The following is a 15,101-nucleotide window of genomic DNA, read 5'->3' on the forward strand; positions in this document are numbered from 1 at the left end:
TGGCCAGGCCTGCTTGCCGGCGAGATGCTGATGGAGCCCCGGCACCCGCAGAGCCCTTGATTATGCTAAAATAATGCGCACAAATTAAGAATGCACATTTTTTCGCCCGTGACCAGACGAAAAGTAATGACGTTCCATCGTTGTCCCCTTATGGTTCAGATCGTGCCTTGCGAAGTGTCGCTAGGATTCCATCGAACGAAAGAGACGGGAGCTTAAGATGACCATCAGACGCGTGCCGATCGCGGACATGCCCACCAAATCCAAAGTCGCATTCTATCATTTGCCGGAAGGGGGTGGCTTCATGTGGGCAGTGGCAACCTCGCGCGATACAAGCGTGGGGCTGCCCGAGCAGGCCGCCGGCGCGCTAGAGGTCATTGACGGCTACCTTAGGGAGGCTGGGCTCGATCGCACGCGAATCGTCAAGGCCGAAGTGGTGGTGACCGATCACGATCAGAAACCGGCATTTGACAAGGTATGGTCCGAATGGATGCCTGACGGTTATGGGCCGGTGCGCTCATTCGTCCAGTCGGTCATGCCAGAAGGCGATCAGGTGGAAATTATCATCACTGCAGCGCTGCCGGCCGACTATCCAGCGCCCTGATTGGCTTGCGATGGGTCGACATTGGCTCGGCCCATCGCGCAGCTTTTCCATGGAAAAAAAGGACACGCCATTGACATCGCTCCGTGAGCCGCTGGCTCTTTCCGACCGCGCTGCGCGGCTGTCGCGGCGGCTCCGCGAACTCGCGGCAATCAGCAGCCAAGCGGGGGGGATCACGCGATTGTTCCTCACCCCAGAGCACATTGCTGCAAACACGCTCGTTGCGTCATGGATGGAAGAGGCCGGGCTTACCGTCCAGATCGATGCAGTAGGTAATATCATTGGGCGCTACGAAGGTGAAACACCGGACGCGCCAGCCCTTATGATCGGGTCTCATCTGGATACTGTCCAGGATGCTGGTCGATTTGATGGACCTTTGGGCGTGATGATCGGGATTGAGGCGGTCGACAACCTCAGGCGTGCGGGACTGCGCCTTCCATTCTCGCTGGAGGTTGTGGGGTTCTGGGACGAAGAGGGGGTGCGCTTCGGCGGCAGTTATTTGGGAAGTCGGGCGCTTTCCGGGCAGGTGCTTGCGGAACACCTCGACATCAAGGATTCTGAGGGGATCACGATAGCCCGCGCGCTTGAGGCGATCGGGCTGCCGCCTGATCGGATCGGGACGGCGTCCCGGCGCGGCGCGCCGCCGCTCGCTTATATAGAAGTTCACATCGAGCAGGGACCGGTCCTTGAGCGCGAAGGGCTAGCCCTAGGCTGTGTTACTGCCATCTCCGGTTCAATACGGGCTCAGTTCGATGTTGAGGGTATCGCGGGGCATGCCGGTACCCTGCCCATGCAGGGGCGCCGCGACGCGATGGCCGCCGCCGCCGAGTGTATTCTCGCCGTGGAGCAGATTGCCACCGATGCCGGAATCGTGGGCACCGTCGGCCTGGTGCAGAGCCGCACCAATGCGGGTAATGTGGTGCCGGGCAAAGTGCGCTTTTCGATCGACGTTCGCGATCAGGACAATGATGCGCTTGCCGCCGCGTTTGAACAGCTCCTTGCCCGGTTTACGGCCATCGCTGCGCGTCGCGGGGTGATGATATCTGAGGTCGTGCGCCGCTGCTCGGACGCCAAGGCATGCGCGCAGGGCATCGTGAATCAGATCAGCGCGGCACTGGAAGCCAATGGACACCCGCCCCGCCTGCTACAGAGCGGGGCGGGACACGACGGGATCGCGATGAGCGAGCTGGCACCATTTGGTATGGTGTTCGTACGGTGCCGCCAAGGCATCAGCCACAACCCGGCCGAGCATGCCAGCGACGAGGACATAGCTGAGGCAATTGATGTGCTCGACCACGTGATCGCGAACTTTCGATCGGAGTAGTGGGTGCTCTCAAATTGCCAACCGAGCCAATTCGACCCTATCGGAATCGATTCGGTTCCGCCTGCTGACATCGCCGACGAACAGTATATGCGAAGCTTTCTCGGTGCGAGCGTCAGCCCATTTCGAGGTCTATCCAGTAGCGATAGCGGTCGGCACGGTAATGGTTGACCGCGTATTCGGCTGGCAGGCTGCGCTGATCGCGCACAAGGCGCCGAGCAACAAGGGTGGGATCGCCGACGGACATCTCAAGGAGTTCGGCCGTTTCGACGTCAGCGCAGGCCGCCTCTATATATTCGCGCCCCCCGCTTAGCAGCACCCCGCACTGTTCGGCCAGCCACAGGTACAGCGAATTGGAATTCAGATAATTCAGGTCGGGAGGTGCAACTTCACCCATAACGGCCGCCGGTATCCAGGAGGTGGTGACACCGATCGGGCGCCCGTCGGCAAGCAGGAGGCGGCACGTCCTGAAGGCGCGGCGGTCTCCATGGAGTTCAAGCGCGCGAACTACTTCCTCGTCGGGTTCTGAAAAGCCGAAAAGCAGTGTCTTATATCCGGGCTCGATGCCGCGACGACGCATGTCGTCAGCAAAACCGGAAAGAACATTGAGCGGTTGGTCGACCTTGGCAGTGACAACGATTGATCCGCGTCCGGACTGCCTGAAGATCAGTCCTTCGTTCTCGAGCTTGTTCAGTGCAGCGCGAGCGGTTGTGCGGCTAACGCCGAAGACACTGTTGAGGTCGCCCTCGGAGGGAAGCTTGTCTCCCTCTTTGAACTCTCCGGCTGAAATAGAGGATCGCAGTATGTTGGAGATCTGAAACCAGATCGGCACCGGACCTTTTTCGATACGCGCGTCGTGCCAGGCCATGATCCTGCCCTACTTGTAAACCGCCATGACGTCATGACAACTTTCGATTAACGCGCCGGTTAGTGACAATCAAGCTTTGAGGTGATTGTCCTACGTGCGCACTTTGGCACGCGACCCTGATTCTTATGTCACCCCATCAAGCTCTTTATGTCGAAGGTCGTCTCGATAGGGCGGAACGCGAACTAGGGGCATTAATCGCTTCGTGCATTGATGGCTGTCTTTACTGCGCCTCGGTACACGCGCGGCGCTTCATCTAACTGTCCGGCAACATCGAAACTATAGAACGCATCTACCGGTTCGGACTGCACGAGCCCGCAGCCCCAGGGGCCGCGCGATTATTGCGAAGTGCCATCGATCACATCACTATCGGCAACCCCGAGCACATCGAAACTCTCCGCAATACGGGCCAACCGGCCCATGCACACGTTGGGCCATTCCCACTAAACTATTGATCAAAGGATCGAGCATGAAAGTTTCAACCCCCACGCACCGGCTGCCATTGGGCCTACAGTCAAGCGCGCCGCGCCGACGCGCAAATGCTCAGGTGCTCGAAAATATTAGGGCGATAGTTGAGCCCATTGGGTGACCGATCTTCCGGCAATGAAGTAGCTCAAATGAAATCTACGCCGCCGCGTTTTCCGCTCCGTCCCCGGCTCGAGCGACCTACCGGGTGGCCGCCCTGCCCATGGGGCCAAAGTCGAGATCGAAGCCGTCGCGATCCTCCCAAACGCTGCAGACACGTTCGCTTTAGATCACAGACGCGCAAAGTCCATCGTTTCGGGGTGTTTAGCTAATCTTGACGGGCCTGTCAGCCCCTCTGAAGCATGTACGGGAGGGCTATAACTCGACCCTGAACCTGTACCGGTCCGATCTGTAGATCACCGTAGCGAATTCCACAGGAAGGCCGCTGGTGGCTTTCGCAATGCGGGTTATGACCAGAACCGCCGTGCCGGGTTCGATTTCGAGTTGGGCGGCTGTCGTGGGGTCAGCGGCTTGCGCCTCGATGAATTCTACGCCGCCAGAAATCTCAATGCCGATATTGTGCCGCAGCCACGAATAAAGGGAGCCCGTGGCCAGAATGTCCCTGGTTGGCGTCGGGATATCGCCAAAGATATCGGGGCGAATCCACGAAGCCGAATGGCCAATGAGACGGTCGTTTGCCTTGAGCAAACGGACCGATTTAAACGGTTTGTCGGAACTGGCCAGCCCCAAGGCATGCGCAGCCTCGCCGGTCGCGGTCTCCCAACCGCATTCGAGAACCGTAAAGGACGGGACGAGACCCCGGCTGAGCATGTCTTCGGTAAAGCCACGGATCTGGCTGACGGGTTGGTCGACTTTAGGGGCAAGGACCACGGACCCCACACCTGGTCGCCGGATCAGAAGGCCGTCTTGGACCAGCCGGTTGAGCGCTGCCCGCGCCGTCGTGCGGCTGATGCCAAAGGTTTCGTTGAGGCGTGCTTCGGTGGGCATGATATCGCCGGGCGAGAACTCGCCTCTGGCGATCGATCGTCTGAGGATTTCAGCGATCTGGAACCATTTCGGCGCCCCTTCAGGCGCCAGCGATGCCGTTTCCCAGCTCATTCTCGCCTGCAATGTCATTACAAAATGCAGGCATACACGTTCGGGTCAGTTTGGGCAAGTTATGGCCATTTCTCTGATGAAAGTTCTGGCAAAATGCACAGGGAATGAGCAGGGTGTGGTCAAGTTAGAAAATGTAGGCAAATTCCGATTGACCCTAATGTCATTACATTGTTACCAAATGTCGGAACCAGGAAGGGGGAACGATGAACGCGACGCTTTTTGTCGGCGATGTGAGTCTCGATCTGAGCCTTGCGATGTCCCACGTGCCCGACCTAGACGAAAAGGTGCATTGCATCGGGTCCGAAGAGAGCGTGGGTGGTGTCGTCGCCAATACGGCGGTGGCTTTCGCGCGCGCAGGGGGGCGGGCCTGTCTTCTCGTGCAGTTGGGCAGCGATCATGCTTCCACCTATGTTCGGGAAGTGCTGTGTCAGGAGGAGCTGACTCTCCTCGCGGCCGAAAGTCCCGGCAAGCTGTGCCGCGTGGTTACCCTTCTCGAGCCGCATGGTGAAAAGCGGCTTCTGCTTTATCCCGGCGTCTCACTCTATCCCTCGCCGGACGTCGTTGGTTCCTCCGATCTTACCGGGGTACGCCACGTCCACACTGCTTGTTTTGGGCCTGCGGCCGAAGTCCTGATAGACCGCGCCCGGGCATCCGGCCGCGCTTGGTCTATCGATCTGGAGCCGGCGAGCTTCGCGTCCGGCATCAATAGTCTTGCCAAGATGATCGATGGCGCGCGGATTCTGTTCGTCAACGATCGTGCCGCCCAGGCCATTGGAGGCAATGCCGTTGAAAGGCTTTTCGCCATGGGCGCGCACGCCATTGTCAGGACGCGCGGCGCGGCTGGGGCCGAATTTCATTCAGCCGGGAACGTTGTTTCCGCGCCACCGCCGTCTGGCCTGCCCATTCTCGATACGACCGGAGCTGGTGACTGCCTGGCGGGTTGGCTTCTGGCCGGCCTTGAGGCCGGTCTCGATGCAGCGGTCAGCCTGAAACGCGCGGTGCGCGCGGCGACGATCTCGTGCGGCAGGTTTGGCGCCCAGACGGCCTACCCCACCGCGACCGAACTCCAATCCCTTTACGAGCAAGAAGAGGTCCAATGACTCCGCCCATCGTGATGCCGGCGAAAGACAACGCGCTGGATGTCCATTTCAAACGCAAGAAGCCGATCATTGGCGTAATCCACCTGCGCGCCTTGCCGGGAGCGCCGCGCTACGAAGGTGAGAGCATGGCGGGGATCATCGCCGCCGCACTAGCCGATGCTCGCACTCTATCCCAGGGCGGCATCGATGGCATTATGGTCGAGAACGCCGGCGACATGCCCTTCTCGCGCCCCGAGAATATCGGCTACGAGACCGTTGCGGCACTGAGTGCGGTGTGTCAGGAAATCCGCGGCGCGGTTGATACCCCCATTGGCATCACTTGCGTGGCCAACGGCGCCATTCCGGGCCTGGCCGTCGCCAAGGCGGTTGGCGCGCGCTGGGTGCGTGTCAATCAGTGGGTCAATGCCTACGTGGCCAATGAAGGTTTCCTCAACGGCCCTGCTGCCCTTGCCATGCGCTATCGCGCGCAGATCGGGGCCAAGGACGTCTCGATCTTCGCGGATGTTCACGTAAAGTTCGGCGCCCACGCGATCACCGCCGACCGTTCGATCGCCGAGCAGGCGACGGACGCTGAATGGTTCGACGCCGACGTCCTGATCGCCACGGGCACCCGCACCGGTTCGCCCACCCGCCCCGAGGAGGTGGCTGAAGTGCGCGCTGGCACTAACCTGCCGGTGATTGTGGGCTCGGGGCTTTCCCCCGAACAGGTACCCGCGCTCATGGCGGCGGCGGATGGGGCGATCGTCGGTCAGTGGCTCAAGCACGATGCCAAATGGTGGAACCCGGTCGATCCTCACCGTGTCGAGCAGTTGATGAACGCGGTCGAAAAGGAACGGTTATGACAAGCCTGACCGGGGATACCGACGTCTTTACCGCCGATGTTTCCAGCGCCAAGTCGCGCGCTTCGGTGATGTTCATGAGTACGCGGCACGACGATCTCCCAGGAACCTATGGACCTGCTGAGCGGGATACCATCCTCTCCGAACTCGACCGACTCGCCGAGGAGGGCTGGACACTTACCTTGCGGAAGGTCTTCGATTCCGAGGCCCCCAACGCCCCGTGCGCTCTTGCGACCGGCTTTGCCCATGGCCACGACGTGGCCGGTGTCTTCGAAGCCCCCGATCCTGAGGCAGCGCTCCGGGGCACGATCAGGCTGGAGAAGGCGGGCTGGGCCAGAATATTCCGCACCGAATGGCTTATCGGGATCAAGGAGTTTGCCCCCGTCATGGGCAAGGGCAGCTTGACCGATCACGACTGGGCGTTTCTGGCCCTTTGGGAATGGAACGACCAGTGGTGCGAGGCATCGGAAGCCGCGCGCACTGAATACGATCTCGAATGCGATATCGCCTTCAAGGGTGACTTGGCCTTGGGCGTCAACATCGCCGGCCGCCACCGCATGGATTGGTCGCATGGTTGGCATCATCTGGGCGCCTGGGAGATCGATGGCCCCGATACCGCCGACGCCGCCATTCGCAGCCATGAGGCGGTGGCCGATTTCAAGTTCACAACGTCACGCCACATCGTTGGCCGCATCGCGCCGATCGAAACCCTGATTGCTCCGAGGCAGTTCTGAAAATGACCGATTCCATCTGGATCCACTATTGTCGCCCACGGCCCCATTGGTACGGGCTCGACCAAGAGCAAAAAGAGGCGCTCGAAAGGAATTGGGAGATAGTGCGTGCCTCCGCTCAAGACAAGGGCGCCGCCTTCCAGGGCCGTTTCCACATTCGCGGCCAGCACGATTTCCAGGAAGTTGAGATCTGGCGCTTCCCGGAGACAGGCGCCATCTTCGAATACTGGTCAGAGCTCTGCGCGGCGCGCTACAACCAGTTTTTCGCCTTTTCCAACAATATCGGCCTGGAAGCGGGCTCATGACCGCGCCGCTACTCGACGCCCGGGGCATCAGGAGAACCTTCGGTCATGTCCGGGCGCTCGATGGTGCCGATTTCAAGGTGATGTCCGGAGAGATCGTGGCGCTGATCGGAGACAACGGCGCGGGCAAGTCGACGCTGGTCAAGATACTCGCCGGGGCCGATCGGCCCAACGAAGGCACGATTTTTGTCGAGGGTCGACCGGAGAGCTTTTCCTCGCCCACGGACGCTCAGGCGGCCGGGATCGCGACCGTCTACCAGGATCTGGCGCTGGCTGCTGACCTGACGCCGTCTGACAATCTCTTTCTGGGCCGCGAAGTGCTGCGGAAAGGCTTTTGGAGTCGGTTCGGCTTCCTCGACCGGGGAGAGATGCAACGGCGGTCGGTCGAGCAGTTCGCACGACTGGGTGTGCAGCTCAAATCCCATCGCGTCTCGATCGATTCGCTCTCCGGCGGCCAGCGTCAGTCCGTGGCCATCGCCCGGGCGGCCATGTGGGCACGCAAGCTCGTCATCCTCGACGAGCCAACCGCCGCGCTCGGCGTGGTACAGACCCAGCGCGTCCTGGAGCTGTGCCGCCGGATCCGTGACGAGGGCACCTCGGTGGTGCTGATCAGCCACAACATGCCGCAAGTGCTCGAAGTCGCCGACCGCATCCAGGTGCTGCGGCTGGGCCAGACGGTGGCCGATCTCAAGGCAGCTGACGCCACGGTGGACGACCTCGTCCGCGAGATGACGAGCGGCAAACTCAGGGAGCAAAGCGCGTGAGCAACGATATTGCCATCACCAAGACCGAAACCGCCGAGGAGCGCTTCCTGCGCCTGGTCACCAATGGCTGGATCTTCCTTTTGCTGCTGGGGCTTGTCGCCTTCTTCCTCATCCTGCGTCCGGCCCAGTTCGGTTCGGCCTACAACGTCCAACAACTGGCGATCAACGCGGCCATCCTGCTCGTACTTGCGGTGGGGCAGACCTATGTGATCATGACTTCGGGGATCGACCTCTCGGTAGGGTCGGTGCTGGTGTTTTCCTCGGTGGTGTCGGCCAAGCTGATGCTCATGCTTTCGGGCGCCGACGGCACCACCTACGGGACCACGGACGCGGGCTGGGACGTCATCGCCATCGGCACGCTTGCTGCTCTTGCCGTCGGGGCCGCTTGGGGGGCACTCAACGGCGTCCTCGTCGCCATTGCCAAGATTCCGCCGCTCATCGTGACGCTGGGCAGCATGGGGATGGCTTTGGGCGGCGCGCAGATCCTTTCGGGCGGGGTCGACGTCCGCGCCATGCCCGAGTTGCTCGTCACCCAGATCGGTTCAGGCCGGCTGCTGGGCATCCCCATGCTGGTTTTGATCGCGGCAGCGGTGGTGATCGTGGCGGGGATCGTCCTGCACCTCACTCGCTTCGGCATGCACGTCTTCGCTGTGGGCTCGAACGCGGAGGCCAGCCGCCGCAACGGCATTCCCACCACGCGTCGGCTGATCGAGGTCTATGCTATTTCTGGGCTGATGGCCGGCATCGCCGCCGTCATGTCCAATGCACGCTTTTCGACCACCACCATCAACGGCCACACCATGGACAACCTTGCCACCATCTCGGCGGTGGTTCTGGGCGGCACCAGCCTGTTCGGCGGCCGGGGCAGCGTGTTCGGAACCGTAGTAGGGGTCTTCATTCCCATCATCCTGCTCAACGGGTTCGTCATCCTTGGCATTCCGCCGTTCTGGCAGACCGTAGCCATGGGTGCCGTCCTGATCCTCGCCGTCTGGATCGATCAACTCAAGCGACGGCTGCGCAAGCGGGGTTAGCCGGAAGCGGTCCCGCCAACTCAAAGGGAGAAAAGCGTAATGACAAAACCAATTCGATTGGCCGTGGCAGGCCTCGCCCTCACTTGTTTCGGGGCCGTGGGAGCAACAGCCCAGGACGAGGGCACAGTCGACCTTGTGCTCGGCTCGAGCGGCAGCCCCTTCTACCAAGCCATGCAGTGCGGCGCCATGGCGCGCGCCGACGAACTTGGCCTCGCACTCACGGTCTCGGCCGCGGACCAGTTTGCTGCGGACGCCCAGATACCGGTGGTCAACGCCGTGACCGCACGTGGACCAGACGTCGCCGCCATCGTTCCCACCGACATGCAGGCGCTGATCGCACCCATGCGGGAATTGGCCGAACGCGGCACCAAGGTTTTGACAGTCGACCAGACGATCTCCGATGTTTCCATCCTCGAAACCCAGATCCTCACCGATAATGAGGAAGGTGGGGCCATGGCTGCCGACCAGCTTGCCCAGCTGATCGGCGGCAGCGGTAAGGTGCTGGTCATTACCCAGCCGCCCGGCTCTCTAGCTCAAGACGCCCGTACCGCCGGTTTCGAGGCCGCGCTGGCCGAGAACTATCCCGATATTGAATATCTCGGCGCGCAATATCAATCCAACGACCCCCAGCGCGCCGCCGAGATCGTGACCTCTACGCTGTCGGCCCACCCCGATCTGGCCGGAATTTTCTCGACCAATGATCAGGGGGCGATCGGCGCCATCACCGGGCTGCGGCAGGCCGGGGCGGTGGGCCAAGTTAAGATGGTGGCCTATGACGCCGCCAGTGCCCAGGTTGCGGCCTTGAAGAACGGCGAACTCCAGGCCTTGATTGCGCAGAATCCGCGCCAGCAGGGCGAGGTCGCCATGGATATCGCGGCGAGTCTCTTCGCCGGTGAGGAGGTCGAGCTCGTCACCATGACCGAGATCGTTGCTATCACCTCGGACGAGCCGGATCTCGCCGACCGGTACGAGTATATCGCCGACTGTATGTAAGAGAACTGGCAAATCCAGAAACCTATGGACCAGGGCAGGGGGGAATTCCTCAGCCCTCGTCCTCAACCCTGGCGGGATGCCTTGGCATCCACGGATGCGGTGTCACTTTCGGGAGCGGTCGGCAGGATGCTTCCTCTGTCGAGGCGCCGCTTGCAATCTTTCGGCAATTGCCGAAGCGGGCACGAGCCGCTTTCTTCCGGCGTTGTACTTGTGCTTACGCAAAGTGCCGGATTTCAGCAGGCGGGTGATTTGGGAAGGACCATAACCGAGAACTTCGGCGATATCCCGAACCGGCAGCAATTCCCGATCCCCAAGCACTATGACCGAAACCCCGTCACCGTCGGCAACGGCAGCGCAGACGTTCTGAAGCAACTTGTTTAGTGTCGGTGGAAGAGTTGTGGTCACATGGCCGGGAAGAGCGGATGTTTCCGGTCGGCGGGTTTCGGCTGCGATCAAGGCCTTCATGATCCGGCGTGCCGCTACCTGATCGTCCTCACCGGGTGTGAATCGGATGACATAGGGGGCAACGGGGATCATAAGCGAGCTCCAGGGCATCCGTATCCGGATCGTTGGCGGGGTCGCCGTCGCTTGGCCATGTCTCCCAACCGCTTTTCTTGAGGTCGAAGAGATATCCGTAGATGTCGAGCGTAACGGCGATCGATCCGTGACCTACGACCGTGGAAATGTCCTCATCCTCGCAGCCGTCGAAAATCAGCAAGGCCACGAAGGCATGCCGGAGGTGCCGCATACCGGATCAGGACTGCAGACGATCCTGGCGATCGACATGATCCGCTGGTGTTGATGGGCATTGTCGCGATACTCGAGGATCTCGGCCATACGGTGGTGCCAGCCACATCGGGCAGCGACACTCTGGGCAAGCTGCGCTCGCGCTCCGACATCGCCCTTGGTTATTCCCTATCACGCGATGCCCAAGATGACGGGCTGCAGTTGGTCGACAGCATCAGGCAGGAATGGCAGGATCTGCCGATCCTTCTGGCAACGAGCAATGTCGCAGGGTCGGACCACCGACCTGCCTCGGCTCGCAAAGCCCTTCACCCAAGGACAACTTGAAGCAGTCGTTGCTCAATATGCAAAGGGCGATTTAGCCAGGGATTGGTTCAGGTCAAGCGTTAAAGTTAACAGGAATCAGGCCCAAAACACGGCGAGGAATAGATCGTCTGATGTGTAGTCGGCTTGCCCCTGGACGCCGAATGCTCGGAGTTTCACGGTTGCGCGGCCTTAGACGCCAGCCCGGCTCTCCTGCAGGAGTTATCCTGCAGGAATTATCCTGCAGGAGGGTCATTCGTCCTTCCCACCCGATCAGCTGAAACTGTGCTTGGAAAGGGGAAGCGAACGTATGCGCTGCCCGGTGAGCGTCGCCACGGCATTGACGATAGCCGGCGGGACACCAGGAACTCCGGGCTCGCCAATTCCGCCCATAGGTGCACCGCTTTCGATGATCTTGACGTGAACCTGCGGCATCTGACTGGGCCTCAGGATCTGATAAGGACCGAAATTGCGAGCGGTGGGCTGGCCATTCTCGTAAACGAGTTCCTCGACAAGGGTCTGTGATACCCCAAGGGCCACGGCCGACTGGACCTGCGCCTCGATGACAGCGGGGTTGACGATCTGGCCAGGATCTATGGCCACCCAGATCTGATGGACCTGAACGCTGTCATTGAGCACCGAAACTTCCGCAATGGTTGCCACTTCGCTGCCGAAGGGAGACGCCATGGCAACGCCGCGAGCCCGCGTGGTGCCGTCATCGGCGGTGTAGGGCCCTGGCTGCCAGCCGCCAGAGAGGTCCCCGACAGCAGCGAGCAGGTTACGGTGCCGTTCGGATTCCGACAGCAGGTTCATGCGCATCTCGAAGGGATCAAGACCTGCTGCTTGCGCCATTTCGTCGAGAAAGGATTCGTAGAAATAGTCGTGCATGGAGTGCCCGACCGAACGCCAGAAACCAATCTCGGCAGGGGTCTTCACCACCACATGTCCAACGCGTCGATCAGCAATGGCGTACGGCTTGGCGGTCAGTCCCTCGTGAGCTCCACCATCCTGATCAGGAGGTGACCCGAACCAGCGGCTTGCCGCTCCTTCACCCACAACCTCGATCGACAACGCGACCGGGCCATTTTCATCGACAGCCCCGCGGAACCGGGCATATCCCATCGGGCGGAGGGCATCGCGCAGGAATTCCTCCTCACGAGTCCAGAGAACCTTGACCGGCCGACCGATCGCTTGCGCCAGTGCGATTGCCTGCGGAAAGGGATTGGCGGCTCCATAGAGGAAGTGCCGGCCAAAGAACCCGCCAAGCATTTGGGAGTGAATCCGCACGTTCTCAGGCTCGATTCCCGCTTGCGCGGCAATGGCGCCCTGGAACATCTCGGGAGCCTGGTTGGGGAGCCAGACATCGAGCGTACCATCTTCGTTAAAGCGCGCCGTGGCCGAAGGAGGTTCGAGCTGGGCGTGCGCGAGATAGGGCGCGTCATAAGCTGCTTCGATCACCGTTTCGGCCGTCTCGAGGACAGCGAGGGCATCGCCTTCAGCCTCGACTTCGGTGCCAGGTCCCGGCTCGTCGGCCAGCGTGGCACGAAATGCCTGTGACGAGAAATCTTCCGGCATCGAAACGCCGGATTCGCCTGGCTCCCATTCCACCTCGCAAGCCTCGACCGCGCGCCGAGCCTGCCAGAATTTTTCGGCAACAACGGCGACCGCACCCGCGAGCATGTGCACCGAATGCACGCCGCGCATCTGTTCGATTTCGGACTGGTTGGTGATGGAGACCGGCACAAGCCCCAAACGCGGCGCATGCTGGACCGCTGCTGTCAGCATATCCTCGACCTGAAAGTCGATGCTGAAATTGGCGCGCCCCGTCGACTTGTCCCGCACATCGAGGCGAGCGAGGGGCTGCCGGATCCAGCGAAACTGTGAGGGATCCTTGAGCGCCACTTCGGTGGGCACCGGCAAGTCCATAGCTGCCGCAGCCAGATCACCATATGCAATCTCGCGCCCCGATGCCGCATGGATGATAAGACCGGGTTCGGTGGTCAATTCACTGGCATCAACGTCCCATTCCTGGGCCGCAGCTTCGATCAGCATGGCGCGCGCCGAAGCGCCGAGCTGGCGCATCACCTGGTAGCTCGAACGCACCGATGAGCTGCCCCCTGTTATGCGCATGCCGCCCATCACGCCAAACGGATCACCTGAAGGTGCGGCCTGGACAATGAACCGCGCCGGATCGAGGTCGAGTTCCTCCCCAACGATCTGGGCCATGGCCGAATAGATGCCTTGTCCACCTTCGATGAACGGGCTTTGGAACACGGCGGTGCCATCGGGAAGCAGTTCGAGGAAGGCAGCGACATCGACCCCGGCTTGCTGGGCGCGCGCAACGCGGGTGGGCAGAAAGGTTGCCAGTGTCAGGCCTGTACCTGTGCTGGCGACGGCCAAGGTCGCCGCACCGCCGAGCAAAAATTTTCGGCGCGAAACATTGAGGGGGCCGCGCGGTTTTGCGGGTATCTGGTTCATCGATCAGGCCTCCGCAGCAGTGCGCACGGCAGCGCGAATCTTGTTGTAGGTTCCGCAGCGGCACAGATTGGTCATTGCCGATCCGATTTCCTCATCGGTGGGATTGGGATTGTTGGTCAACAAGGCTGTCGCGGCCATGACCTGGCCGGACTGGCAATACCCGCACTGAGGCACCTGGTTTGCGACCCAAGCCTCCACGACGCGGCGGCCGGTTTCGGTTTCCTCAACCGTTTCGATGGTGCGAATGTCCGCGCCCTCGACCGTGCTGGCCGGTGTGATGCACGACCTCCTGGGAGAACCATCAACCAATACCGTGCAGGCACCACATTGGGCGACCCCGCAACCATATTTGGTGCCGGTCAGCCCCAATTCTTCCCGAATGACCCATAAAAGAGGGGTATCGGGCTCCACCTCGACATCATGTGATGATCCATTGACTGTGAGCTGCATTGCATCCCCTTCCTTCTGTCGTGTCGTCTCTCGTGAGGCCTGCGCCCTTCATCAGCAGGGGAGCTGCAGATTCAGACGCATGAATGACACGTTAGACTAAATAAGCAGGCAGCTACAAATCCCTTTGGGGGAGGTTATCGTGGGTCCGGACGCATTGATGCCTGTAAGGCTTTGATCCTATCGCTGCTCGAGGAGATGCCCGACATAACGATCGAGGAGTTGTGGTGGGCTTTGAGTGCGCGCGGTCACTGTTTCGGCTTCGGCACGATTCAGCGCTTCTTTGTGCGTCACGCCATCACGAAAAAGACGCTCCACACGTCCGAGCATGACCGGCTAACAACCTGAAACAGCGGCAGGAGCGGTTCGAGGGGCAGCTTGATCTTGACCGGCGCGGCAGAACGAACCGTGGAAGCTTTCACGCCCGAAGAATGTGCCAACCTACTTCGCCGCTGCAGACCGATGGGATTCCGCTCTAGGGTCGGGACTCAATTGAGCCGCCAGATGATAGTAGCGGCGACGAAGACGGCGGACAGGAAGGTGTCGGCGCGTTTGTCGTAGCGTGTTGCGATGCGGCGGAAGTCCTTGAGGCGGCAGAACATCCGCTCGATAAGATTTCGGCTTTTGTAGGCGATCCTGTCCCATGCATGTGGGTGCTTGCGGGTCGGATTTGGCGGGATGACGGCTTGGCAGCCGCGTTCGGCCAGCCAGTCTCTGAGCTTTTGGCGTCATAGGCGCGGTCGGCTATGAGCTGATGGAGCGTGGGAACGCGCGCCAAAAGCGCGGCTGCCCCGACCAAGTCATGAGCTGGGCCAGCGGTCAAAGTGAAGGCGATGGGCCGGCCCGAAGCGTCGGTCAGGGCATGAACTTTGGTCGTCCGTCCGCCGCGCGATCGGCCGATGGCGTGCTCAAAATCCCCCTTTTGCCCCGGCTGCTGACCGGTGCGCCTTGACGTGCGTGGAATCGACGGCCGTGGTCGAGATCACGCCGCTGGAGCCGCT

Annotated in this window: 17 protein-coding genes and 2 pseudogenes; 12 read left to right on the plus strand and 7 right to left on the minus strand. The window is 61.0% G+C overall.

Translation table 11 applies throughout. The features are described 5' to 3' along the window. Nucleotides 1-217 precede the first annotated feature (217 nt). Entirely contained in the window at nt 218-601 is a 384-nt protein-coding gene (locus tag NO934_RS16755) for a Rid family hydrolase (protein ID WP_309161126.1), read from the plus strand. A gap of 49 nt (nt 602-650) precedes the next feature. After that, the gene (locus tag NO934_RS16760) at nt 651-1,922 is read left to right on the plus strand and encodes an allantoate amidohydrolase (protein WP_309161127.1); all 1,272 of its coding nucleotides are present in this window, start codon (nt 651-653) and stop codon (nt 1,920-1,922) included. 112 nt (nt 1,923-2,034) lie between these two features. Here NO934_RS16760 and NO934_RS16765 read toward each other — a convergent pair whose 3' ends face one another. Next, nucleotides 2,035-2,787, minus strand: a complete 753-nt coding sequence (locus NO934_RS16765; RefSeq protein ID WP_309161128.1) for a GntR family transcriptional regulator — start codon at nt 2,785-2,787, stop codon at nt 2,035-2,037. A gap of 125 nt (nt 2,788-2,912) precedes the next feature. Here NO934_RS16765 and NO934_RS16770 point away from each other — a divergent pair, with 125 nt between their 5' ends. Then, entirely contained in the window at nt 2,913-3,044 is a 132-nt protein-coding gene (locus NO934_RS16770) for a carboxymuconolactone decarboxylase family protein (protein WP_309161129.1), read from the plus strand. 580 nt (nt 3,045-3,624) lie between these two features. Here NO934_RS16770 and NO934_RS16775 read toward each other — a convergent pair. Continuing rightward, nucleotides 3,625-4,368: a GntR family transcriptional regulator gene (locus NO934_RS16775; protein WP_309161130.1), complete on the minus strand. Its 744-nt coding sequence runs from the start codon at nt 4,366-4,368 to the stop codon at nt 3,625-3,627. Nucleotides 4,369-4,571: 203 nt separating this feature from the next. On the opposite strand from NO934_RS16775, the gene NO934_RS16780 reads away from it, so the two are divergent. From NO934_RS16780 to NO934_RS16810, 7 genes are read left to right on the plus strand one after another with little or no spacing between them, the layout of a single operon-like run. Beyond that, nucleotides 4,572-5,468 (plus strand): carbohydrate kinase family protein, encoded by an 897-nt coding sequence (locus NO934_RS16780; RefSeq protein ID WP_309161131.1) that lies wholly within the window; start codon nt 4,572-4,574, stop codon nt 5,466-5,468. Beyond that, the gene (locus NO934_RS16785; protein WP_309161132.1) at nt 5,465-6,310 is read left to right on the plus strand and encodes a BtpA/SgcQ family protein; all 846 of its coding nucleotides are present in this window, start codon (nt 5,465-5,467) and stop codon (nt 6,308-6,310) included. Before NO934_RS16780 ends, NO934_RS16785 begins: the two co-directional genes overlap by 4 nt. Continuing rightward, nucleotides 6,307-7,041, plus strand: coding sequence for a hypothetical protein (locus NO934_RS16790; RefSeq protein WP_309161133.1), 735 nt, complete (start codon nt 6,307-6,309; stop codon nt 7,039-7,041). Before NO934_RS16785 ends, NO934_RS16790 begins: the two co-directional genes overlap by 4 nt. 2 nt (nt 7,042-7,043) lie before the next feature. Continuing rightward, the gene (locus NO934_RS16795) at nt 7,044-7,343 is read left to right on the plus strand and encodes a hypothetical protein (protein ID WP_309161134.1); all 300 of its coding nucleotides are present in this window, start codon (nt 7,044-7,046) and stop codon (nt 7,341-7,343) included. After that, the gene (locus NO934_RS16800; RefSeq protein ID WP_309161135.1) at nt 7,340-8,104 is read left to right on the plus strand and encodes an ATP-binding cassette domain-containing protein; all 765 of its coding nucleotides are present in this window, start codon (nt 7,340-7,342) and stop codon (nt 8,102-8,104) included. Before NO934_RS16795 ends, NO934_RS16800 begins: the two co-directional genes overlap by 4 nt. Next, nucleotides 8,101-9,135, plus strand: a complete 1,035-nt coding sequence (locus NO934_RS16805) for an ABC transporter permease (protein ID WP_309161136.1) — start codon at nt 8,101-8,103, stop codon at nt 9,133-9,135. The genes NO934_RS16800 and NO934_RS16805 overlap by 4 nt, the downstream gene beginning before the upstream one ends. A gap of 39 nt (nt 9,136-9,174) precedes the next feature. Next, a complete protein-coding gene (locus tag NO934_RS16810) occupies nt 9,175-10,128 on the plus strand; it encodes an ABC transporter substrate-binding protein (protein WP_309161137.1) in 954 nt (317 codons plus the stop codon). 102 nt (nt 10,129-10,230) lie between these two features. Here the strand turns inward: NO934_RS16810 and NO934_RS16815 are convergent, their stop codons facing one another. Continuing rightward, nucleotides 10,231-10,665 (minus strand): helix-turn-helix domain-containing protein, encoded by a 435-nt coding sequence (locus NO934_RS16815; protein WP_309161138.1) that lies wholly within the window; start codon nt 10,663-10,665, stop codon nt 10,231-10,233. Nucleotides 10,666-10,792: 127 nt separating this feature from the next. Here NO934_RS16815 and NO934_RS16820 point away from each other — a divergent pair, with 127 nt between their 5' ends. Further along, nucleotides 10,793-10,930 carry a hypothetical protein gene (locus tag NO934_RS16820; protein ID WP_309161139.1) on the plus strand — a complete coding sequence of 46 codons (138 nt, stop codon included), beginning with the start codon at nt 10,793-10,795 and terminating at the stop codon, nt 10,928-10,930. Continuing rightward, complete coding sequence (locus tag NO934_RS16825) at nt 10,924-11,199, plus strand: response regulator (RefSeq protein ID WP_309161140.1); 276 nt, start codon at nt 10,924-10,926, stop codon at nt 11,197-11,199. The genes NO934_RS16820 and NO934_RS16825 overlap by 7 nt, the downstream gene beginning before the upstream one ends. A gap of 249 nt (nt 11,200-11,448) precedes the next feature. Here NO934_RS16825 and NO934_RS16830 read toward each other — a convergent pair whose 3' ends face one another. The 4 genes and pseudogenes from NO934_RS16830 to NO934_RS20675 all read right to left on the minus strand — a co-directional run. Then, complete coding sequence (locus NO934_RS16830) at nt 11,449-13,653, minus strand: xanthine dehydrogenase family protein molybdopterin-binding subunit (protein ID WP_309161141.1); 2,205 nt, start codon at nt 13,651-13,653, stop codon at nt 11,449-11,451. Nucleotides 13,654-13,656: 3 nt separating this feature from the next. Further along, entirely contained in the window at nt 13,657-14,103 is a 447-nt protein-coding gene (locus NO934_RS16835; protein ID WP_309161142.1) for a 2Fe-2S iron-sulfur cluster-binding protein, read from the minus strand. 485 nt (nt 14,104-14,588) lie between these two features. Then, nucleotides 14,589-14,810 (minus strand): annotated as a pseudogene (locus NO934_RS16840) (transposase); the annotation flags it as partial. A 26-nt stretch (nt 14,811-14,836) separates the two neighbouring features. Then, nucleotides 14,837-15,064, minus strand: a pseudogene (locus NO934_RS20675) (transposase); the annotation flags it as partial. Nucleotides 15,065-15,101 lie beyond the last annotated feature (37 nt).

Source organism: Pelagibacterium sp. H642, assembly GCF_031202855.1.
Classification (GTDB): domain Bacteria; phylum Pseudomonadota; class Alphaproteobacteria; order Rhizobiales; family Devosiaceae; genus Pelagibacterium.

Bases quoted from the DNA above. Each gene is read 5' to 3' on its own strand.
- NO934_RS16755 (WP_309161126.1), top strand. From the start codon at position 218: ATGACCATCAGACGCGTGCCGATCGCGGACATGCCCACCAAATCCAAA.
- NO934_RS16760 (WP_309161127.1), top strand. From the start codon at position 651: ATGGAAAAAAAGGACACGCCATTGACATCGCTCCGTGAGCCGCTGGCT.
- NO934_RS16765 (WP_309161128.1), bottom strand. From the start codon at position 2,787: ATGGCCTGGCACGACGCGCGTATCGAAAAAGGTCCGGTGCCGATCTGG.
- NO934_RS16770 (WP_309161129.1), top strand. From the start codon at position 2,913: ATGTCACCCCATCAAGCTCTTTATGTCGAAGGTCGTCTCGATAGGGCG.
- NO934_RS16775 (WP_309161130.1), bottom strand. From the start codon at position 4,368: ATGAGCTGGGAAACGGCATCGCTGGCGCCTGAAGGGGCGCCGAAATGG.
- NO934_RS16780 (WP_309161131.1), top strand. From the start codon at position 4,572: ATGAACGCGACGCTTTTTGTCGGCGATGTGAGTCTCGATCTGAGCCTT.
- NO934_RS16785 (WP_309161132.1), top strand. From the start codon at position 5,465: ATGACTCCGCCCATCGTGATGCCGGCGAAAGACAACGCGCTGGATGTC.
- NO934_RS16790 (WP_309161133.1), top strand. From the start codon at position 6,307: ATGACAAGCCTGACCGGGGATACCGACGTCTTTACCGCCGATGTTTCC.
- NO934_RS16795 (WP_309161134.1), top strand. From the start codon at position 7,044: ATGACCGATTCCATCTGGATCCACTATTGTCGCCCACGGCCCCATTGG.
- NO934_RS16800 (WP_309161135.1), top strand. From the start codon at position 7,340: ATGACCGCGCCGCTACTCGACGCCCGGGGCATCAGGAGAACCTTCGGT.
- NO934_RS16810 (WP_309161137.1), top strand. From the start codon at position 9,175: ATGACAAAACCAATTCGATTGGCCGTGGCAGGCCTCGCCCTCACTTGT.
- NO934_RS16815 (WP_309161138.1), bottom strand. From the start codon at position 10,665: ATGATCCCCGTTGCCCCCTATGTCATCCGATTCACACCCGGTGAGGAC.
- NO934_RS16830 (WP_309161141.1), bottom strand. From the start codon at position 13,653: ATGAACCAGATACCCGCAAAACCGCGCGGCCCCCTCAATGTTTCGCGC.
- NO934_RS16835 (WP_309161142.1), bottom strand. From the start codon at position 14,103: ATGCAGCTCACAGTCAATGGATCATCACATGATGTCGAGGTGGAGCCC.